The sequence below is a fragment of the Haloarcula sp. CBA1129 genome, assembly GCF_008729015.1.
Classification (GTDB): Archaea; Halobacteriota; Halobacteria; order Halobacteriales; family Haloarculaceae; genus Haloarcula.
In genome coordinates this window covers 1,689,593-1,706,400 of the sequence record NZ_RKSM01000001.1, presented here as the reverse complement: position 1 = coordinate 1,706,400, position 16,808 = coordinate 1,689,593, and the positions used below count along the sequence as shown (strand labels likewise).

Annotated in this window: 19 protein-coding genes and 1 pseudogene; 9 read left to right on the top strand and 11 right to left on the bottom strand. The window is 59.7% G+C overall.

Annotation, left to right across the window (positions count from 1 at the left end):
• Nucleotides 1-44 precede the first annotated feature (44 nt).
• The 11 genes from Har1129_RS08510 to Har1129_RS08455 all read right to left on the bottom strand — a co-directional run bounded on the left by Har1129_RS08510 (nucleotide 45) and on the right by Har1129_RS08455 (nucleotide 8,717).
• On the bottom strand, nucleotides 45-944 hold the full coding sequence (locus Har1129_RS08510; protein WP_151100270.1) for a replication factor A: 900 nt from the start codon (nucleotides 942-944) through the stop codon (nucleotides 45-47).
• Between the two features lie 559 nt (nucleotides 945-1,503).
• The gene (locus Har1129_RS20950) at nucleotides 1,504-1,683 is read right to left on the bottom strand and encodes a hypothetical protein (protein ID WP_225307784.1); all 180 of its coding nucleotides are present in this window, start codon (nucleotides 1,681-1,683) and stop codon (nucleotides 1,504-1,506) included.
• 140 nt (nucleotides 1,684-1,823) lie between these two features.
• A complete protein-coding gene (locus tag Har1129_RS08495; RefSeq protein WP_151100269.1) occupies nucleotides 1,824-2,165 on the bottom strand; it encodes a type II toxin-antitoxin system PemK/MazF family toxin in 342 nt (113 codons plus the stop codon).
• Nucleotides 2,162-2,527, bottom strand: a complete 366-nt coding sequence (locus Har1129_RS08490) for a helix-turn-helix domain-containing protein (RefSeq protein ID WP_096396394.1) — start codon at nucleotides 2,525-2,527, stop codon at nucleotides 2,162-2,164. Before Har1129_RS08490 ends, Har1129_RS08495 begins: the two co-directional genes overlap by 4 nt.
• Nucleotides 2,528-2,611: 84 nt before the next feature.
• Entirely contained in the window at nucleotides 2,612-2,938 is a 327-nt protein-coding gene (locus tag Har1129_RS08485; RefSeq protein ID WP_151100268.1) for a hypothetical protein, read from the bottom strand.
• Nucleotides 2,938-3,228 carry a hypothetical protein gene (locus Har1129_RS08480; protein WP_151100267.1) on the bottom strand — a complete coding sequence of 97 codons (291 nt, stop codon included), beginning with the start codon at nucleotides 3,226-3,228 and terminating at the stop codon, nucleotides 2,938-2,940. The genes Har1129_RS08485 and Har1129_RS08480 overlap by 1 nt, the downstream gene beginning before the upstream one ends.
• A gap of 73 nt (nucleotides 3,229-3,301) precedes the next feature.
• Nucleotides 3,302-3,847 (bottom strand): hypothetical protein, encoded by a 546-nt coding sequence (locus tag Har1129_RS08475; RefSeq protein WP_151100266.1) that lies wholly within the window; start codon nucleotides 3,845-3,847, stop codon nucleotides 3,302-3,304.
• A gap of 182 nt (nucleotides 3,848-4,029) precedes the next feature.
• Nucleotides 4,030-4,470 carry a hypothetical protein gene (locus Har1129_RS08470; RefSeq protein ID WP_151100265.1) on the bottom strand — a complete coding sequence of 147 codons (441 nt, stop codon included), beginning with the start codon at nucleotides 4,468-4,470 and terminating at the stop codon, nucleotides 4,030-4,032.
• A gap of 738 nt (nucleotides 4,471-5,208) precedes the next feature.
• Nucleotides 5,209-6,093, bottom strand: coding sequence for an IS1595 family transposase (locus Har1129_RS08465; protein WP_151100264.1), 885 nt, complete (start codon nucleotides 6,091-6,093; stop codon nucleotides 5,209-5,211).
• Nucleotides 6,094-6,170: 77 nt separating this feature from the next.
• Nucleotides 6,171-7,298: a hypothetical protein gene (locus Har1129_RS08460; RefSeq protein ID WP_151100263.1), complete on the bottom strand. Its 1,128-nt coding sequence runs from the start codon at nucleotides 7,296-7,298 to the stop codon at nucleotides 6,171-6,173.
• Between the two features lie 249 nt (nucleotides 7,299-7,547).
• Nucleotides 7,548-8,717 (bottom strand): ISH3 family transposase, encoded by a 1,170-nt coding sequence (locus Har1129_RS08455; protein WP_151100262.1) that lies wholly within the window; start codon nucleotides 8,715-8,717, stop codon nucleotides 7,548-7,550.
• 150 nt (nucleotides 8,718-8,867) lie between these two features.
• Here Har1129_RS08455 and Har1129_RS21340 point away from each other — a divergent pair, with 150 nt between their 5' ends.
• From Har1129_RS21340 to phoU, 9 genes and pseudogenes are all read left to right on the top strand, one after another.
• The gene (locus Har1129_RS21340; protein ID WP_151102115.1) at nucleotides 8,868-9,410 is read left to right on the top strand and encodes a transposase; all 543 of its coding nucleotides are present in this window, start codon (nucleotides 8,868-8,870) and stop codon (nucleotides 9,408-9,410) included.
• Nucleotides 9,411-9,441: 31 nt separating this feature from the next.
• Nucleotides 9,442-9,681, top strand: a pseudogene (locus tag Har1129_RS08445) (hypothetical protein); the annotation flags it as partial.
• A 42-nt stretch (nucleotides 9,682-9,723) separates the two neighbouring features.
• Nucleotides 9,724-10,482 carry a helix-turn-helix domain-containing protein gene (locus tag Har1129_RS08440; RefSeq protein WP_151100261.1) on the top strand — a complete coding sequence of 253 codons (759 nt, stop codon included), beginning with the start codon at nucleotides 9,724-9,726 and terminating at the stop codon, nucleotides 10,480-10,482.
• Between the two features lie 106 nt (nucleotides 10,483-10,588).
• Nucleotides 10,589-12,292, top strand: a complete 1,704-nt coding sequence (locus Har1129_RS08435; protein ID WP_151100260.1) for a hypothetical protein — start codon at nucleotides 10,589-10,591, stop codon at nucleotides 12,290-12,292.
• Between the two features lie 482 nt (nucleotides 12,293-12,774).
• The gene (locus Har1129_RS08430; protein ID WP_151100259.1) at nucleotides 12,775-13,455 is read left to right on the top strand and encodes a hypothetical protein; all 681 of its coding nucleotides are present in this window, start codon (nucleotides 12,775-12,777) and stop codon (nucleotides 13,453-13,455) included.
• A 452-nt stretch (nucleotides 13,456-13,907) separates the two neighbouring features.
• Entirely contained in the window at nucleotides 13,908-14,036 is a 129-nt protein-coding gene (locus Har1129_RS21175) for a hypothetical protein (protein WP_255518337.1), read from the top strand.
• A 158-nt stretch (nucleotides 14,037-14,194) separates the two neighbouring features.
• Nucleotides 14,195-15,526: a Trk system potassium transporter TrkA gene (gene trkA, locus Har1129_RS08425; protein ID WP_151100258.1), complete on the top strand. Its 1,332-nt coding sequence runs from the start codon at nucleotides 14,195-14,197 to the stop codon at nucleotides 15,524-15,526.
• A gap of 54 nt (nucleotides 15,527-15,580) precedes the next feature.
• Complete coding sequence (locus tag Har1129_RS08420) at nucleotides 15,581-15,892, top strand: hypothetical protein (protein WP_151100257.1); 312 nt, start codon at nucleotides 15,581-15,583, stop codon at nucleotides 15,890-15,892.
• A gap of 126 nt (nucleotides 15,893-16,018) precedes the next feature.
• Nucleotides 16,019-16,699 (top strand): phosphate signaling complex protein PhoU, encoded by a 681-nt coding sequence (gene phoU / locus Har1129_RS08415; RefSeq protein WP_151100256.1) that lies wholly within the window; start codon nucleotides 16,019-16,021, stop codon nucleotides 16,697-16,699.
• Nucleotides 16,700-16,808: the final 109 nt, after the last annotated feature.

Below are 16,808 nucleotides of genomic sequence, written 5' to 3'. Positions count from 1 at the left end.
GGGTCGGTCCGGCACACAGCAAAAAAGAAGGCAGCTCCGACTGGCTATGCTTCCCACCAGCGACCGCGCTCCGGGAAGTGGATGATGCTCCACCCCGTCACGGCCACCGAGATCCGGCCCTCGTACCAGTTCGTGGCCGCTTCGTGGATGCGCACCTTCTCGCCTTCCTCGATCCACGGCGCGTCCGATGCCTTCCAGATTGTCACCTTCGTTTGCCCGCTCTCGTCCGCGATTAGCCCGACTTGTTGGATGGCCGGCGAATCACTGTCCCAGAGCGTCTCCACACGACCTTCGATCGTGACCGTGCCGCGATCGACGTCCTCGAGGGCGTCGATGGGCACGGTGCCCCCCGGGGCCGTCTGCAACTCCTCGAACACCCGCACGACCGCACTCGTCATGTCCGTGCCGTCAACGACTGCTTCGGCCAGGCGTCGACTGATCGCCGCACGCGACCAGCCATCCACCCGCGTCGCGAGCCTGTCTGCCTCGGTGTTCACCGTCGCCAGTTCATCCTGGGAAAGTTCCGTGCGAGGATCATCCCGTTCGGGGTCGGCCATCGGGTCCACGATCGCGGCCCGCTTCTGGAACTCCCGCCGGCGCTGCTTGCTTCCTTGCGCGGCGACCTCTCGCGTGCGCTGCTCGCGACCGTCCTGCGTTCCCAGCTCGGCTTGGGCACTGATGCGCTCCAGTTCGGCTTCCCGCGCCCGAATGCGCTCTTCCTGTTCGAGGGTGACACCGTGAATTCGGTCCTCGCTCGTGTCTGCGATTCCGTCCGGGTGGTTCGCATCCACCTTCGCCTGGGTCTCCTGCTCGACCGCGGCCTCGAACTCCGGCGTCTCGTCGACGACTGGGAAGCCGTCTTCATCGACTGCCTGACCGCCCGCTTTCTCGAATGCCTGTTCATCGACCGAAACGACCTTTCCGCTAGCGTTGTTACTAGACATTGGAATCGACCTGATTCCGAAGGCGCTCACGCGCCGACTCCGCGATGCTCCTACATCGCGGTTTTCCGACGACAACGACCGACAGAACCATCTGCGCGCTCTCGCTCGCGCCTTCGCGAGCGCCCTACCGGGCGCGAGCGAGAGCGCGCCTGCATGAGGTGGCCCCAACCAGCACCGCGCGCCGACCCGCCCGAAGCGAGCGACCAGCGGAGAAAGCGTGGGGGGTGAGCAGCCACGCCGCGCAACCCCCCGCGCTTACCCGCTGGCGTCGAGGCCAGATTCACTTTAGCCCGGAACGGGCGCGGGCGGTGCGGAGAGCGCCCGCACGCCCGGAATGGTCGGTCGCGAGCGACGCGGAGGGCGGCAGCGGCGAGCGGGGCGGGCCGCTACGTACACACCTGTCCAACCGGCCACATTGCTCGGTGAGCCATCTACAGTCCTGGCGGACTCAGAAAGGGCGAGGCCGTCTCGATCGTCCCCCGACCCCGCAAGCACCGCAGGGACGAGGAGCGCAGCGGCGGTCGCGGGACGTCGAGCGGCCGAGGGCTTTCAAAGACGGCTACGGGTCCGTGTTCAGTTCACGGAGAACCTGCGTTGCGACAGTTCCGATCCGAACACCATCCAGTGCCGCCACATCGTGATCTGCAGCAGCCGTCCGAAACGGGACGCCGTCGACGAGGATCCGGCGGATGACCGCCTGGACGACTGCGTCCCCGTATCGATCGACAACCGTGGCCATCGTTTCATCGAGATGTGCATCCGGGTGATCCGTTCGCGGAGTAGCCGCACGGTCGAGCAGTCGCTCACAAACCCTGTCGACAGATGCATGCGCGGGATTGCCAGTTCGTTCTTGGACGTCGTACACGGTCGTGTGATCGGTCAGTCCTCGGTCGGTGATTCGAGATACGCTTCGAGTGCGTCGACGACGGTCTGGACGAACGACTCCTCGAGGCGGCCCTGGCGTCGAACAATCGCGGCGTGCTTCGGCGACGCGACGGCCCACGGCGAGGCGTAGCTCTGCCGAGGCATCCCGCCCTCGACCCAGTCGGTGTCGTCGAGGGGAATCCCCTCGTCGTGGGGTGTCGTCGTTAGTGTGACCGTCATATACTCCTCTTCACCGAATGGATGCGTGTCGTTGTTGAGAATCAGCCACGGACGAGGGTTCTCTCCCGACTTGAACGGGTCAGGTCCCCAGACGACATCCCCACGCTGATAGCTCATTCAGTCGCCTCGTCCTCGTCGTCGACAGCGTGCTCCAACCATTCGTCTATGTCCTCTTCACCGAAACGGTCGTTGGCCGCTCGCGTACTCTCGAGCATGCTGGCGTACGCGGCGACATCATCGACCTCACCGAGCGCCCAGTAATTGCCCTTGTGCCGGACGAGCCCTCGGTCTTCGAGGCGGGAGAGGACGACACTGATGCTCCCTGCTTTGACGTCAGTTGCGTCGCGAATCTCGCTCTGCGTGAACGCCTGGTCAGGGTGCGCAGCGAGGAAGCGCATCACGCGGTCCGCGTTCGTCTCCCCGGAGCGCTGGAGGTGGTCCTCGGGGGAGGCTTCGAAGGTCTCGATGTCGATGGGCATATGTATTTCTTTGTCGGTGAATGTATTAGGTGTATCGGCGTATTTCAACGTGATGGTGCGCGGGGCTATCGGGTGAGAAGCCAACTACTGCTCAACCATATGCTCCTCCAGGTCACGTGTCCAGTACGTCGCGAGCCCGCCCGGACTACAGCGGGCGCACAGCTGCAACGGCCCTTCGAGGTGCCCGAGTTCCACCCGGAACCGGGTGAGCGCCGCAAGCGTGTCGACGACCAGCCCACAGCCGTCACAGGCGACGTGATCGCGCTCGTCGGGATCCGGCTCCGCCTGAATCGCGCAGTCGATGCAGATCGGGTGAGTGACCCGTTCGTCCTGTCCCCAGGTGTGGGCTTCGCCAGTCTCAGTACCGGGCGGGGCGTCGCAGAACGCACAGCCGACGAGGGTCTGCTGCATCACTCGCCCTCCCCGGCGGCGTCGCGGCCGGCCGTCCAGCCACGGTGGAAGACGGCCAGCTGTATCGATGAGTCGAATGCGGCGCCGCTCGGCTCGTGGATCAATACTTGGTCCTCGGGAACCGGAGTGACGATGTCCGTGTCGATGAGGTCCTTGACCAGGTTCTGGGCAGTCGCGTCGTCGACGTCCGCCGTGTCGTCGCCGATGGCGTCGCGGTCCTGGGCGAGCTGTTCCTTCTCGAACCGTTCGTAGTCGCGACTCGTGTCGTCGTGCGGATCGGGTCCCGGCATGGTGAGTCACGCAGCGCACGCTATTGCGCGCTGCACGCCTCCTGGCGCAGATAAACAGTCAGCGCCGACAGTATCAGTCCGGTCGCGGGTCGCGATAGCCGATGACGGCGACGTCGTCGATGAACAGGACGCCCTTCATGAAGTCGAGCTTGGTCAGACTGTGCTGGTACAGGTTATGCCGGCCAAGGTAGTTCACCGGCACCACCAGACAGCCGAACTCGATCTTCGACCGGCCGTCCTTCTGGGTGCGGTACCCCTTCTGGAACTTGAGGAGGTCGTCGCTAACGTTCTTCCGTTCGCTCTTCTCGACCTCGATGGCGATGCGGGCGTCGGCGTCGTAGAGGTCGACGCTGTAGTTGAACCCCTGATGCGACCAGAGCTTACAGTTCGGGTTGTAGCCGCCGGCGGCGTCCCCTTCGTACTCGTACTGCGAGAGCTTGTCGGCGATCGCGGCATCGAAGCCGCCGACCTCTGTGTGCTTCGTCGACCCGTCGAAGACGCTTGCTGGGACGGCCTCGACGGCCGACCGAATCGACGCCAGCGCATCGTCCGGAAACGCCTCGGACGAGGTTTGGGTGCGGCGCTCGCTCAGTTTGGTGACCTCATCGACGACGACCATACTCGCTCTCGAAGAGTAGCGGCCCGATAAAACCCGTCGCGACGACCGTTCGATCCGACCGGCCGCCAGGGTTCACTCACTCGAGGAGTCGGGCGGTGGGTGGGGGCGAGGGAGTGGATCCGGTCCCAGCGTTAACCAACATTGTGTCGGTATCGGTTCGGAATGTTGGTTAAGTCTAGCTGCTACGGCGTTCGGAGCTTTCGAACTGACTTCACGACGAAGGTATCTGGCTCGCTGGCTGCTCTCTCACCTGACCGCTCCGCCGACGTCGAAGGCGACCGCGTGAGCTGAGTGATGAGCTCATCGCGAACGGCTCGTCGAGGGACGGTGGTCTCGTACCAGCCCTGCCGGTCGTCGAAGTGTCGTTTCTGGAACTGCTCGCCGACATCGTCGGCGGCGACGTACTGCGTCCGCGTCGACCGCCCGACCTGCCGGGAGATGAAGACGGCCCCCACGGTTTCGTGCGTGAGTTCGACGAGAGCACACTCCACGAGGGCGACGACCGACGCGTGATCCCGGTCGGTCGGAACCGTCATCTCGAGGTCCGCCCACGGCGCCTCACCGTCGGTGGTAGTTCCTGCCTGATGCGCTGCTCGTGACTTGCTGCGTCGTTCCGAAGCCATCGTCTATCGGGGGCACGTGATGCGCCCCGCCAGCCCCTCGCGGGGGCAACAGACACCACCGAAACGCACCCCGTCAACCTATGCGCTATATCTGATACTTCCGCGACTCCGCTACCCCTGTGATGGCCCCTCGGCCTGAGAGAGCCGGCGGCCTTCGCACATTGCATATCGCCTCTTTCTTTGGACGAAAACCGCGATATGCAAGCCGAAATAACGAACTCAAATTGCAGAAGAGGCCCGTCGGGCCGATTTGAGGGCGTAGAAAGTACCTCGACGAGTTCCGGGATAATCCTGTGATTTCAAAAATTGCTCGACGGCGGGGTAACGAAGGTGATTACGGCCGTATCTGGGTACAATGGAACCGGTACCTTACCTGTTCTGAGTCTTTCGAGGTCCTTCTGTTCGGCACTTCGAATCGAGAAATACCGCCAATTCCCCCGGTTTCGGTCGTATTAGATGCTGAAAATAGCTCGACGGGGGTTCAGAAGAATTTGATTCTAGTCTGTAGTTCAATTATTGAAATCCTGAGGGGAGTAGGTCTGTTGAAGCCTTCAGAACTAACATAACCGGCTTGATAGATGTAGAATGCTAACTGGGGAATTAAAATGCAATTAGAACTAAAAACTTGTCTTAAGAGGCTTAGCTGTCACGAATCGACGTCTCCGCCATTGTCTTCTTGGCCGTCCTCGCCTTCTTCGATTTCCTCTTTCGCTCATGGGTAGAGGATTGTTGGTGAAATCACAGCGCAGTTTTGAGGATGGTTTTGAGCGCTTCGTCGCCGGGTTTGCGGCGGACGCGCTTCCGAAGCTGTAACGCTCTGAGGTAGGGTGTGAGTTTGTCTTTGGAGACGCCTCGATGGGGCGAGAGCCACCGTCGCGCCAGCGACGCGTGGCTCTCGCACGTGTTGACGTGCACGTCTCCGTCAACGTATTCACCCTCGCCGTGGACGACGTACTGCCGGTCGAAGGCGTCGTCCCCGTCGAGTGGTTCGTACGCCCGAAAGCCGTCGGTGTAGACAGTCAGCGACTCCTGCTGGCGATCGCCGAGCAGGAGTCGAATTGTCGATTCTTCGGCGGCTTTCGCCGGGTGAACGTACTTCTCTCCTGTGCTGCGGTCGGCGAGAATGAACACTGGTGGCTTGTCCTCATGATACGTTCCACGACCGCGTGTAGACAGGCCACGCGAGCGCGACGGTCGGTCGCGCTCGCGGCCCTTCTTCCCCGCAGACACGTACAGTTCGTCGATTTCTACCGGCCCTTCTAATTGTGGCTGAGGCGCGTCCAGCGCCCGGAGGAAGCGCTGGACGCGCCGGTAGACTGTCTTGTAGGAGACGGCGAGCTCGGCATCGAGTTGCCGAATGCTCGTGTTCAGCCGGATGTAGGTGTAGACGGCGAGATACCACTTTCTGAGCGGTATCGCCGAGTATTCAAAGACCGTGCCGGTCTTGTCGTTGAACGTGCGGCCGCAATCCTTACACAGATACCGTTGAAACACCCGATAGCTGCCGTACCGAATCGCTGATTCGGCACGGCAGCGCGGGCAATAGATGCCGTCACGCCAGCGAATCTGTGCCAGCAGATTCGCGGCTCGACGTTCCGAGACGAACGTCTTCAATGGGAACATTGTTCGTCGGGTGGCGCGGTCGCGCCACCCTTGCCCGCTGTGAATTCCAGCTACTGCTCCAACTCACCAACAATCCTCTACAGAAGAGCGTCCTCTTTAATCTCTTCCTCCGTCCTCTCTACTGAAATCCCCCATCCGGAGGGGCTGTCTGGCATAATTTTCTTTTGATGCTTCAACCACTCTTCGAAAGTGCGGTCTGCGTCAGAGAGGGGCGGCGCTGGATAGCCTGTCTGGGGGGTTTCAATGGGATCGAAATAGCCTGGTAACAAGTCGACTCGGGACCGTGGGTCAAACCGTTCTTGAAGGATATCATCGATAGTCTGCATAAAGGTATCTCGAGAGACATCGAATCGTGCTGAAGAATGAAAATCAGACAAGTGCTGATCGTCTGTCTCAAAGCTGATGTACTCTATATAGAGAAGGGTTCCGAGCCAGAGTCGGAGCAAGTAATCAAAGTTGGAGTTCTCCAGTGTGGAGATACATTGGGACCAGCCGTTCCCTGCTCTCTCCCATTTGACAATCTCTTCACCGTGGTTTAACTCGTACCGGATAACTGATGATGTGGCTTCTGACATTGCGGCATAACAACACCATAACGCCCACTGCTCAGGTGAGGTCACGTGTTCACTGTCTCGGCCTATCAGCCCCTTCTGAAGCTGATTTGTACTTAGATCATCAGGTACACCCTCAACAACTTCCTTCAAGATACTGGGCAGGTATCGGAGGATTAGACTGGTGTATGGCCGATCAAAGTTTTCAGTAGGACCTCGCTGCATAACAGATTGAGCGGCCCGCCAACCCAGGATTCGTGTCCCCGTACCTGTCGCGTCCCAGAGTTTTGCCTCGGCTGCTTCTGTGAGAACCTCTGTAGATTTCTCGACTGCTTCCTTCCGGATTTTCTCACCGGTTGTTTCAAAGTTGACGTTGCTGATGAGTTTTCCGAGGCCTTGTGAACTGTGGACTACGACTGGGCCGTGGCTTTGTTCGACGGCATTGCTTCCGACGGAAGATAGTGTGTCGACGGTTGTGGATCCGGCTTCGCCCAAGTCTTCGTCTGCTGCTTTTTCACCGGCACTTGGCAGCCTATTCGTACACAGTTCCTCAAGGGAGTCTCCTACGGGTGTTTCGTCTTCGACCTGCTCTGTAGATACGAATTTTAGAAGTTCTTCGACTTGGTTGTCGATGACGTTGAGTCCTCTTGTCACAGCGGGAACGTCTCGGTCGTCGATCGCTGACCGTACGATGGATACTGGGACGAGGAAAGGGTCTCAGTACCTCACAAAGCGTCTTCGGCCAACTGCCTCTGACGAGTGAGGTCACTGCTGAAACGGTAGTCGGACCTGGCGTTGACGCTCACTCATAGCCAGTGATACCACGAAACTGTCCGAGTCGGCGGCGGAAAGCCGCCGACACGACAGCGTTGCCACTGCTCAAAGACCCGTCTAGGCCTGTGATTACCGCTCGAACCGATCGTCAGGAGGGCGGTTCGCTGGAATCGACCGCCGAACTGAGAGCGCGTTCCACGCTGCGCGGGTGACCATGCGAATGAATTCTTCGAAGGGCCACCACCAGAGGCGACGCCCGCCCCGGCGGGGCGTCGCCACGTATTCCCAGTGGAGGTACCGCCAGACGTTCTGGACGAGCAGGCTAATCACTACGAACAGCAACCGCCGAGCCTGATCGGTCACTGTCGTGGAAATCAGCGATGACTCTGACAGGCGGTACGTCGCTTCGATCCCGAACCGCTTGCTGTAATGGCGACGAGCTTGTCGCGGTGTGTCGATGAACGGCGCGTCGACGGCGTAGCCGTGACGCGCCACCCCATGGTCGTCGTAGCGCCCCATTCTGTAGGTACAGTCGATCATGACAGGGAATTCGACGGTCCACTCGTGACCGTCGAATTCCGTCGTGAGGTCGTGTTCGCTCTCACGACTCCATCCCTCCGAGAGTTCCTGCTGGATCTCGGTTCCCCATGCGATGACCGGAACCACGTAGGCGCAGTTGTGCGCCTGCATCAGCGTGAGGCACTTCCCATCGTAGAATTCACTATCGACGTACAGCGCTTTGACTTCGAAGTCGAAGTTATCGACGAGCCCAAGAAACTCCGCGAGGACACTGCTGGCGGTGTCGCCGTCGGTGAGACGGCGCACCGCCAGCGTGTAGCGTTTGTTTCGGACCCGGGCGTAGAGTGTTGCGTACGCGTGAAACGCGGTTGTTCCGTCCTTCGCTTCGCTGTAGTAGAGACCGTCTGTTTCGTCTTCGTCACCGTAGTAGGGCCGCAGGTGGAGATCAACGACGATCTCCACCTGCTCGGGGAGTACATCGAGGGTGTACTCTTGGAGAAGCGTGTTGCCAACGGTTTTGACCGTCTCAAGGTCGAATTTCGTTCGGAGGTGATAGAGGATGTCTGTACTGGATGGGCTGTCTTTACTCCGGTCACAGAGCGTGGAGATCGAGGTCCCGTCGGCGGTCGCGCCGACGAGGACCTCGTAGATATCTTCGGGATCGATATCGGCGTTCTCAGCGAGACTCACACCAAATGCGCCAGTGAGCGCGTTGACGAGAAAGTTAAGGAGCTGGTCCTCGTGGATTTCACCGTCTGCTTGCTGCTGTTGTTTGGTCACACTTCAGCAAGCAGACCTCTCAACTAACAGGCTTTGTGAGGTACTGGAGCTTGGCTATCGCCCCGTCAAGCCCAGAGAAGGTGCTGCTGAGAAAGATCCTGAAGAGAAGGAACGCTGGCTCAACGAGGAAGCTGAACAGCTCAAAAAAAGCTGACCGACGGCGAGACAATTCTTTGTATCGACGAATCGCCTTACCGTCACGTCCCAGTGACGAGCGAGCGATGGGCCAAAGAAGACTCGTATCCGACCATTTCGCCAGTCCGGAGCGACTGGCGAAAGGTCTCTGCTATCGGTGCAGTTGCACTTCGACTCGAAGAGGATGACGCACTTCAGACGAGGGTGTTCTTTCGGCTCCATCCGGATGAGAACGTGACAAGCAACCTGATTCGTGATTTTCTCCATCAGGTGCGACTGCAACTGGACGGACAGATGACGGTCCTGTGGGACCGTGCATCTGTCCATACGGCGAACAGAATAGAGCGATTCTTTGAGCGATTCGACCGGATGGACGAGATCCGCTTACCCACGGCGTGTCCTGGGCTGAACCCGTGTGAAGGAGTCTGGGACTGGTCAAAACTGAACGACATGGGGAACGTCACTCCTCGAGGATTCGAGGAGTTGATTTCTCGGACACGCTCCTCCCTTACGAAACTCCAGCATCGTGACCACATCCACCGGTGGTGCTACCACTAGGCAGAGATTGAGCTAATCGAGTCTTAGTGTATACCTTGTTCACTACCGCGATTCGTCACTGAACGTGACCGCGAATAACTCGCTTATCCGGTCAAAGGGAGACACTCAGCGCTGGATGGCTGAAGATTCGTATTTGACAACAAAGCGCTCGCTCGGCGATGCCGTGCGAGCGCTTAGCTGGTATCGACAATTCCGAGAGATTGTCCTAATGTTCGCCATCACAAACATAGAACGGCTTCAATATAGCCTCTCTATCAGAGAGTACTATTAATATAGTGATAATGGCCTTGTGCAAGGTTCGTCTGGTGTCCGTATGCGCAACACCGGCGATCAGGGGTCGACAACCGAGGCGGACCGGCCAGTTGATGGCACGGGCTACGGGCCGGCAAATCCATCGGAGACAGATGGGGAACCACGGGAGAAAAGCCTCGGTGTCGATCTGTGTTTGAGTCATCCGGAGCTGATTCTGACGGATGCAATCGAGAGCAGTCCGGATGTAACAGTCTGTCCGGAGCAAATGGTCGACGACGGTACGTCGAGCTTTCTGGTGATAGCGGCCGCAGGTGAGACCCTCGACCAGTTCGAAACAGCACTGGAGCGGGATAGCACAGTGTGTGCTCCCACGGTGTTAGACTGGACAGAGACGAACCGTGTCTATCGGATCGAGGTAGCTGACAGCGCCGTTCGTATCACGCCTTCGCTCGTCCGTGCTGGGGGACGGGCACTCAACATCGAAGGGACAGGTGGACAGTGGTTGGTACACGCACAGTTTCGGTCGCGGGCGGCACTGTCACAGTTCCGATCCGAGTGTTCCGAGCGGAATGTCACATTTAGACTCGACCGACTGTACTGGACCACCGGCGAAGCAAACGCCGGTGCGTGCGGGCTGACTGCGGATCAGCAAGTCGCACTTGAGACGGCACATAGGGAGGGCTACTTCGACGTGCCTCGCGGCATTTCACAGGCTGAGCTGGCGGACAAACTCGATATTTCCCCATCGGCGATGTCACAACGGATTCGGCGTGGGATGGATCAGGTCGTTGGATCGGAACTCGGACTATCCGATGAGTAAGTAGTTTGTATCTGCCAAGCTACCACTGAATTGTCAGGTGTGGTTAGATATGACAGGGAGGCTATATGGCAAAAGGGATATTGTCTCGCTGTGACACTCATGCGGTATGAGACGCCGAATCGTGAGCGGAATATGCGCTTTGCTTCTCCTGTTGACAGTCGCGTCTGTCTCCGTCGGTGTCGCTGCCGCCGAGAACGCCGGGCAGTATGCTGAATACACAGCACCGGGCAACGAAACAGCGCCAGCGATACAGTCAGCCCAACCCACACAGGCTACTGCGGATGGACCGAACGGGACCGTGTTCGTCTGGGAACAGCTAGACGGCGAGTGGCCCAGCGGGTATCGAATCGCCGTAACCGTTAGTTCGCCACAAGAAAGTCTCTCGGTCTGTACGCGTGCGAACGGGTCGGCGACCTGTACGTCGGTCGGCCCGAACGGAACTGCAGCCCTCACGACACCCGGAACTGCGGGACTCGATAATCTCTCTGTCTCTCTCTACAACACGAGCGCTAATGCCACAATAGATCGGCAGGCGGTGTCTCTGCAGCCGATTCAGCGTGCCGGTGATATTGATGACGACGGACTCAACAACAGCAATGAGGTATCTCAGGGAACAAATCTCACTGATGCCGACACTGACGGCGACGGGCTGTCGGACGGTGCGGAGGTCCACCAGCACGGGACGGACCCAACGGCCGCAGACACTGACGAGGACGGCGTCACCGATAGAATTGAGATTCAACAGGGCACCGATCCGCGACAGGGTGACACGGACGGCGACGGGCTATCGGACGAACGCGAGCTGGCGCTCGGAACGAACCCGACCGTCACTGATACTGACAGCGATGGATTGCCCGACCAGCGAGAGGCGTCCGGAAAGACCGATCCGACTGAGGCGGACACGGACAACGACGGCGTCGTTGACGGCCAAGAGCTAGATGTCGGCACGAACCCGGTGCAGGCCGACACTGACGACGACGGAGTCGCTGACGGGCGAGAGCTGTCTCTGGGCACGGACCCGACGGTCACAGACACTGACGGAGATGGGGTGGCAGATGGGACAGAACTCGAAACAGGGACCGTGCCCACCGAGAGCGATACGGACGGTGACGGCCTCGATGACGGAAGGGAACTGGCGGCTGGCACGTCTCCAACCACCACTGATACCGACGGCGATGGTCTCCGTGACGGGCGAGAGGTTTCGGGCCTCGGAACGGACCCGCTTGCGGCCGATTCGGACGGTGATTTCCTGACCGACCGGCAGGAAGTCGCTTGGGGAACGAACCCGAGCAGCGTGCTGACGCCAGCTTGGGTGACGAGTTCGATTCTCGGGTTCCTCGTCGGGACTGGGTTGACAATCGCGGCGATCAGGCGCGGCTGGATCGCGGGACTTTCTGTGGCGGCCAGACTGTTGATCTATCGCTGCCTCGAACTGGACCGGGAGATCATCGAAGTCAACCGTGAAATTGAGGCCACAGATAGGGCGGCCAAAACTGACGGTGCGGACGTCGACGTGGACACTGCGGCTGAAGCCTTCGAGCAAGCGAACCGGGAACTCACTCCTGACGCGCGACTCGTGAAACTGATGCTGCAAGTCGAGAGCGGCCGCATGCACCAGACCGACATCGTTGAGGCGACGGACTGGTCGAAAGCGAAGGTTAGCCGCCTCCTCTCGAAGATGGTCGACGACGACGAGGTGGTAAAGATCTGTCTCGGCAGGGAGAACCTCATCTGTCTAGAGCGGGCAACGCCCGCAGCGGCGACCTCGCCCCATGCGGGCGATGTCAGACCACCAACGCCCGGCGGATAAACCGGCTCACAGACCGGGATAGCGGATGGATAGTGGTGTCACCGTTCATTACCGGCGTGTTTCCGGCGTGCCCCCGTCAGGTACCTGTTTATCACTAGCACAGCAGTCGTAACTGAAGCCACACCAATAGCCGGCAGACACAGGGAAACAAGCATTTCTGGATTCTGCGCACCGACCACCAGCAAACGGTGGGCTCAGTCCGATATACAACCCCTGCCGCAACCGCGGATATGGACCTTTGGATACACTGTTTCCCGTCGCAGTGGCGAAACAATGCAGTATGCTGTGTGAAACAGCGATGGAACAGGGTTCCGGATCCGCAAACCCGGCATATCGGTGTAAGAGCACTTCACGACATCGTTTTATGACTCGTTGGGCCGAGTAAGGCAGTCGTTATCGACCTATTAAATCAGTGAAACAGTCGCAACCGGCGGAACAGTCGACTCGGTATATGTCGGGTGCCGGAAAAGGAACGAGCGAACATGTCGATAGCTGAAACGACTTCCGAACCCACGACAACGGAGGCCGAGGAGTCCGCGACAGCGGAGTCCACGTCGGACAGCGAACTCACCCGCGACGACCTCTTCCACGTCCTCCAGTGTCGTCGCCGCCGCCTTGTCCTCAAGTACCTCCATGAGTATCCCGGCGATGAGCCGGCCGATATGAGCGACATCGCCGAACACATCGCGGCTCTGGAGCACGACACGACGGTCGACTCGCTCCGCTCGAAACAGCGCCAGCGCGTCTACATCGCGCTATACCAGTCACACCTCCCAAAGATGGACGATGCTGGTGTCATCAACTACAATCAGGACCGCGGACTCGTCGAAGCAACCGCACTTGCGGACTCCTTCGACGGGTATCTCGACGAGGAGCCATCGCTCCTGTCGACGCCGGCGAGCGAATCCGTCGCTGATTGTGGCCGGGCGGATGCTCATACGTCGGCCGATGAGCGGTGGGCAAATAGGTATCTCGGGACTGCGTGTGCCACAGTGATTGCGGCTGGTGGACTCACACTCACTGGGACCACAGTGTCAGGCGTCGCCGTCGCGCTCGTCGTGAGCGGGGTGTTTGTAGCACTGGCGCTGAGCCATCGGCTCTCACTGTCGTCACCGCACTCACTTGCGGACCGCCTACGGGCCGCTTTCGAGACGGAGCGGTAAGCTACGAACTGGACAGATGCGTGTACACAGCGGCACATTCGGCGGGTGATAAGCGCATGCGACCGACGGTCGGACTCGACGGCGTTCTCGATACCGGGGAGACACCCGAGGCCTCAGACCAGAACGGAACTGCTTTTCGGACGCACTGCGGTTCACGCTCTCGGTCTCATATCTCTGTCCGCATCTACAACTAGTCACTGAGCCTGTCCATGTGGCTGGAAATGACAGACACGCTGACCAGCGATGGATAGTAGCCACCTATTACTTTCGTTAGATTTCCGTCTGACAACCGCTGCGTGCTGGACGGGGCCGAAGACCGAAGACCTGTGTAGTAGTTGTAGCACAGTTTTTGAGTGCGCCCTGAATTGACTGGCAGAAGTACGCGTCTACCGGGTAGATAGCGGGCGTAAAGAAGCATATAATCAAACGGTGGGAAGACGGATGAACTGCGTATGACCGACTACGCCAGTATGCGAAAGGCGATTGAAGAGACGAAAGAGTCGTTCGACGCGGTCGAACGGTTCCAACGTCGGTCAGCCCTCTGTCCTTGGTTAGACGTGTCGCTCCGGGATGAACAATAGGCACCTCGAACGCGAGATCTTGACCGATTGATCGGCAGTTGCTCACAGTTGGGTTCAGTAGCCAGTCTGCACGATGAGGCTGGCTCGCCGGCCGGATGAAAATACACTTGACCCATCGGCGGAAACCAGACGGATATGTATCAGGCGGAGGCGCAGCTGTGTATATCGTAATTGTCGGCGCGGGCGAGGTCGGTTCGAACATCGCCGAGAGCCTCGCTGAAAGCCACGAAGTCGCTGTCGTGGACATCGACCCTGACCGTGTTGAGGCCCTGATGTACGAAGCTGACGTCCTCGGTGTCGAAGGGGATGGCGCGGAACTCGACACGCTCGCGGAGGCCGGTATCGAGAAAGCCGACGTACTCATTGCCAGTACCGACGACGACGAGACGAACATCGTCACCTGCGGGACGGCGGTAACGGCTGCTGACCCGTTCACCATTTCCCGCGTCAAGAGCGCGAAGTTTCTCCGGACATGGGAGAAATCTGTGGGCGCTTTCGGGGTGGACCACATGGTCGCAACGAACCTGCTCACTGCGGAGAACATTGCCCGCGTGATCGGGCTTCCCGGCGCGCGTGATGTCGAAACGTTCGTCGACGGGCAGGTCCAGATGGGGGAGTTCGAGGTGCGTGACTCCAGTCCTATCACGAACCAGACCGTCGCGGAGGCTGACCGCTACGAGTCGCTGACGTTTGCCGCCGTCTTGCGCGATGACGAAGTCATCATCCCGCGTGGGGAGACAGTAATTAAAGCAGGTGACGATCTCGTCGTCATCGGCAGCTGTGAAAGCGTTCGCCTGTTTGCGTCTGAGATCACGCCGAAGTCGAAAACAACCCAAAACGTCCTCATCGTCGGCGGGAGTGATGTCGGCTATCACACGGCGCGACTGCTCCAAGATCGTGGCATCAAGCCGCGGCTCATCGAACAGGACCACGACAGGGCGCGCGAGCTCGCTGAGGACCTGCAGGGAACCACTGTGCTGGAGAGCGACGCGACTGACAGCGACTTTCTCGAACGGGAACACATCTCAGACGCCGACGCTGTGGTTGCGACGCTCGACAGCGACGAGAAGAACCTCCTGATGACGCTGCTGGCCAAGCGACTCGGTGCGGAGCGAACCGTCGCGGTCGTCAACTCCGGTGAATACGTCGGCCTGTTCGAGGCTGTCGGCGTCGACGTGGCCGTCAATCCCCGCGAGACGACCGCCGAGGAGATTACGCGGTTCACTCGGGAGTACGATGCAACGAAAGTCGCCATCATCGAATCCGACCGCGCCGAGGTGCTGGAAATCGAGATATCAGCCGACAGCGTCCTTGCTGGGCGGCCGATTCGGGAATCGGTGCAGGAACTGCCGACCGGCGTGGTCATCGGGGCCATCAGCCGCGACGGCGAACTGGTCATCCCCCGTGGTGACACTGTCATCGAACCCGGCGACCACGTCGTGGTGTTCGTCGAAGCTGACTGTCTAGAAGCGGTCAACGACAAACTGTAATCGTGGTAAGGCCACTCCCAAGGGACTAAGCCACGCTCTCGCCTCAGCTAGCGTATGGCTTCCGTTGCGGACCGCATCGTCCTCTCGTTTGCCCCCAGCGCCGCCGATGGAGACCCGTGGTCCGGCGTCGATACCGAGTGGCTAGCCGACGAACTCCGCGGGGACACCTACCAACAGTACCTCAGACGCGCCCACGGCGGCCCGGTAGCCGCCGGCGAGGAGTGGGACGAGTTCGTGAGTTGTGGCTGTGCAACGCCACAAGACGTGGCGCTGCGCGTCGAGCGCGTCGAGGGCGGAACGGTACTCGGCGACGCGACGACGCTGGCCGTTCAGCCCCGTGACGACGCCGAGGCAGTGCCCCAGTAGCCGTTTCTTGCTGTCGAGCGTGCCTGTCTCTACAGAGCACGCCCACCGCCACCGTCACGGCAGTCGGTATCGGGAGATATTGGGAAAAGGGAAAGGCTGATGCATACCACCAGCACATTCCGCACTATGCCACGTGATTCCTATCAGGAGGGACTGAACTCGCTCCGCGAGGATGTCCTCTATATGTCAGAGATCGTCCTCGAGCGGCTCCGGCTTGGTCTTGACGCGCTCGAACAGAAAGACGAGGAGATGGCCCGAGAGGTCATTGAGGGCGATCACGAGATCAACCAACTGTATCTCGACCTCGAACAGGACTGTATCGACCTGCTGGCGCTGCAACAGCCGGTCGCCTCCGACCTCCGCTTTATCGCCGCGTCGTTCAAGATCATTACCGACCTCGAACGAATCGGTGATCTTGCGACGAACCTCGGCGAGTACTCGCTCACTGCTGAACGCGATGTGTATCCTGAAGTCGACATTCAGGATGTCGCCGACGTGACCATCGAGATGGTCGAAAACGCTATGGAAGCCTACGGCGACGAGGACGCCGACCAGTGCTACGCCATCGCCGATATCGACGACGAGGTGGACGAACGCTGTGAAGCCGCCTCGGAGACGGTCGTACGCGACCTCATCGAGCGGGAGATAGACACTGATTCGAGCGAGGAAGACATCGAGCAGTTGATGGCCGATGTCTCGCGGCTTCTGCTGACGATTCGGGACATTGAGCGGGTCGGCGACCATGCTGTCAACATCGCCGCACGCACCCTGTACATGGTCGAGAACGACGACGACCTCATATACTGAGAGTACCTTTTTACGTCACCCCCTCTCCTCGCGCGCTCAGAGAGCGCGCTGCGGGGAGTGGGTTCGCAAAAATCTACGCTAAAAACGACCTCCGAGTCGCGGCCAAGGC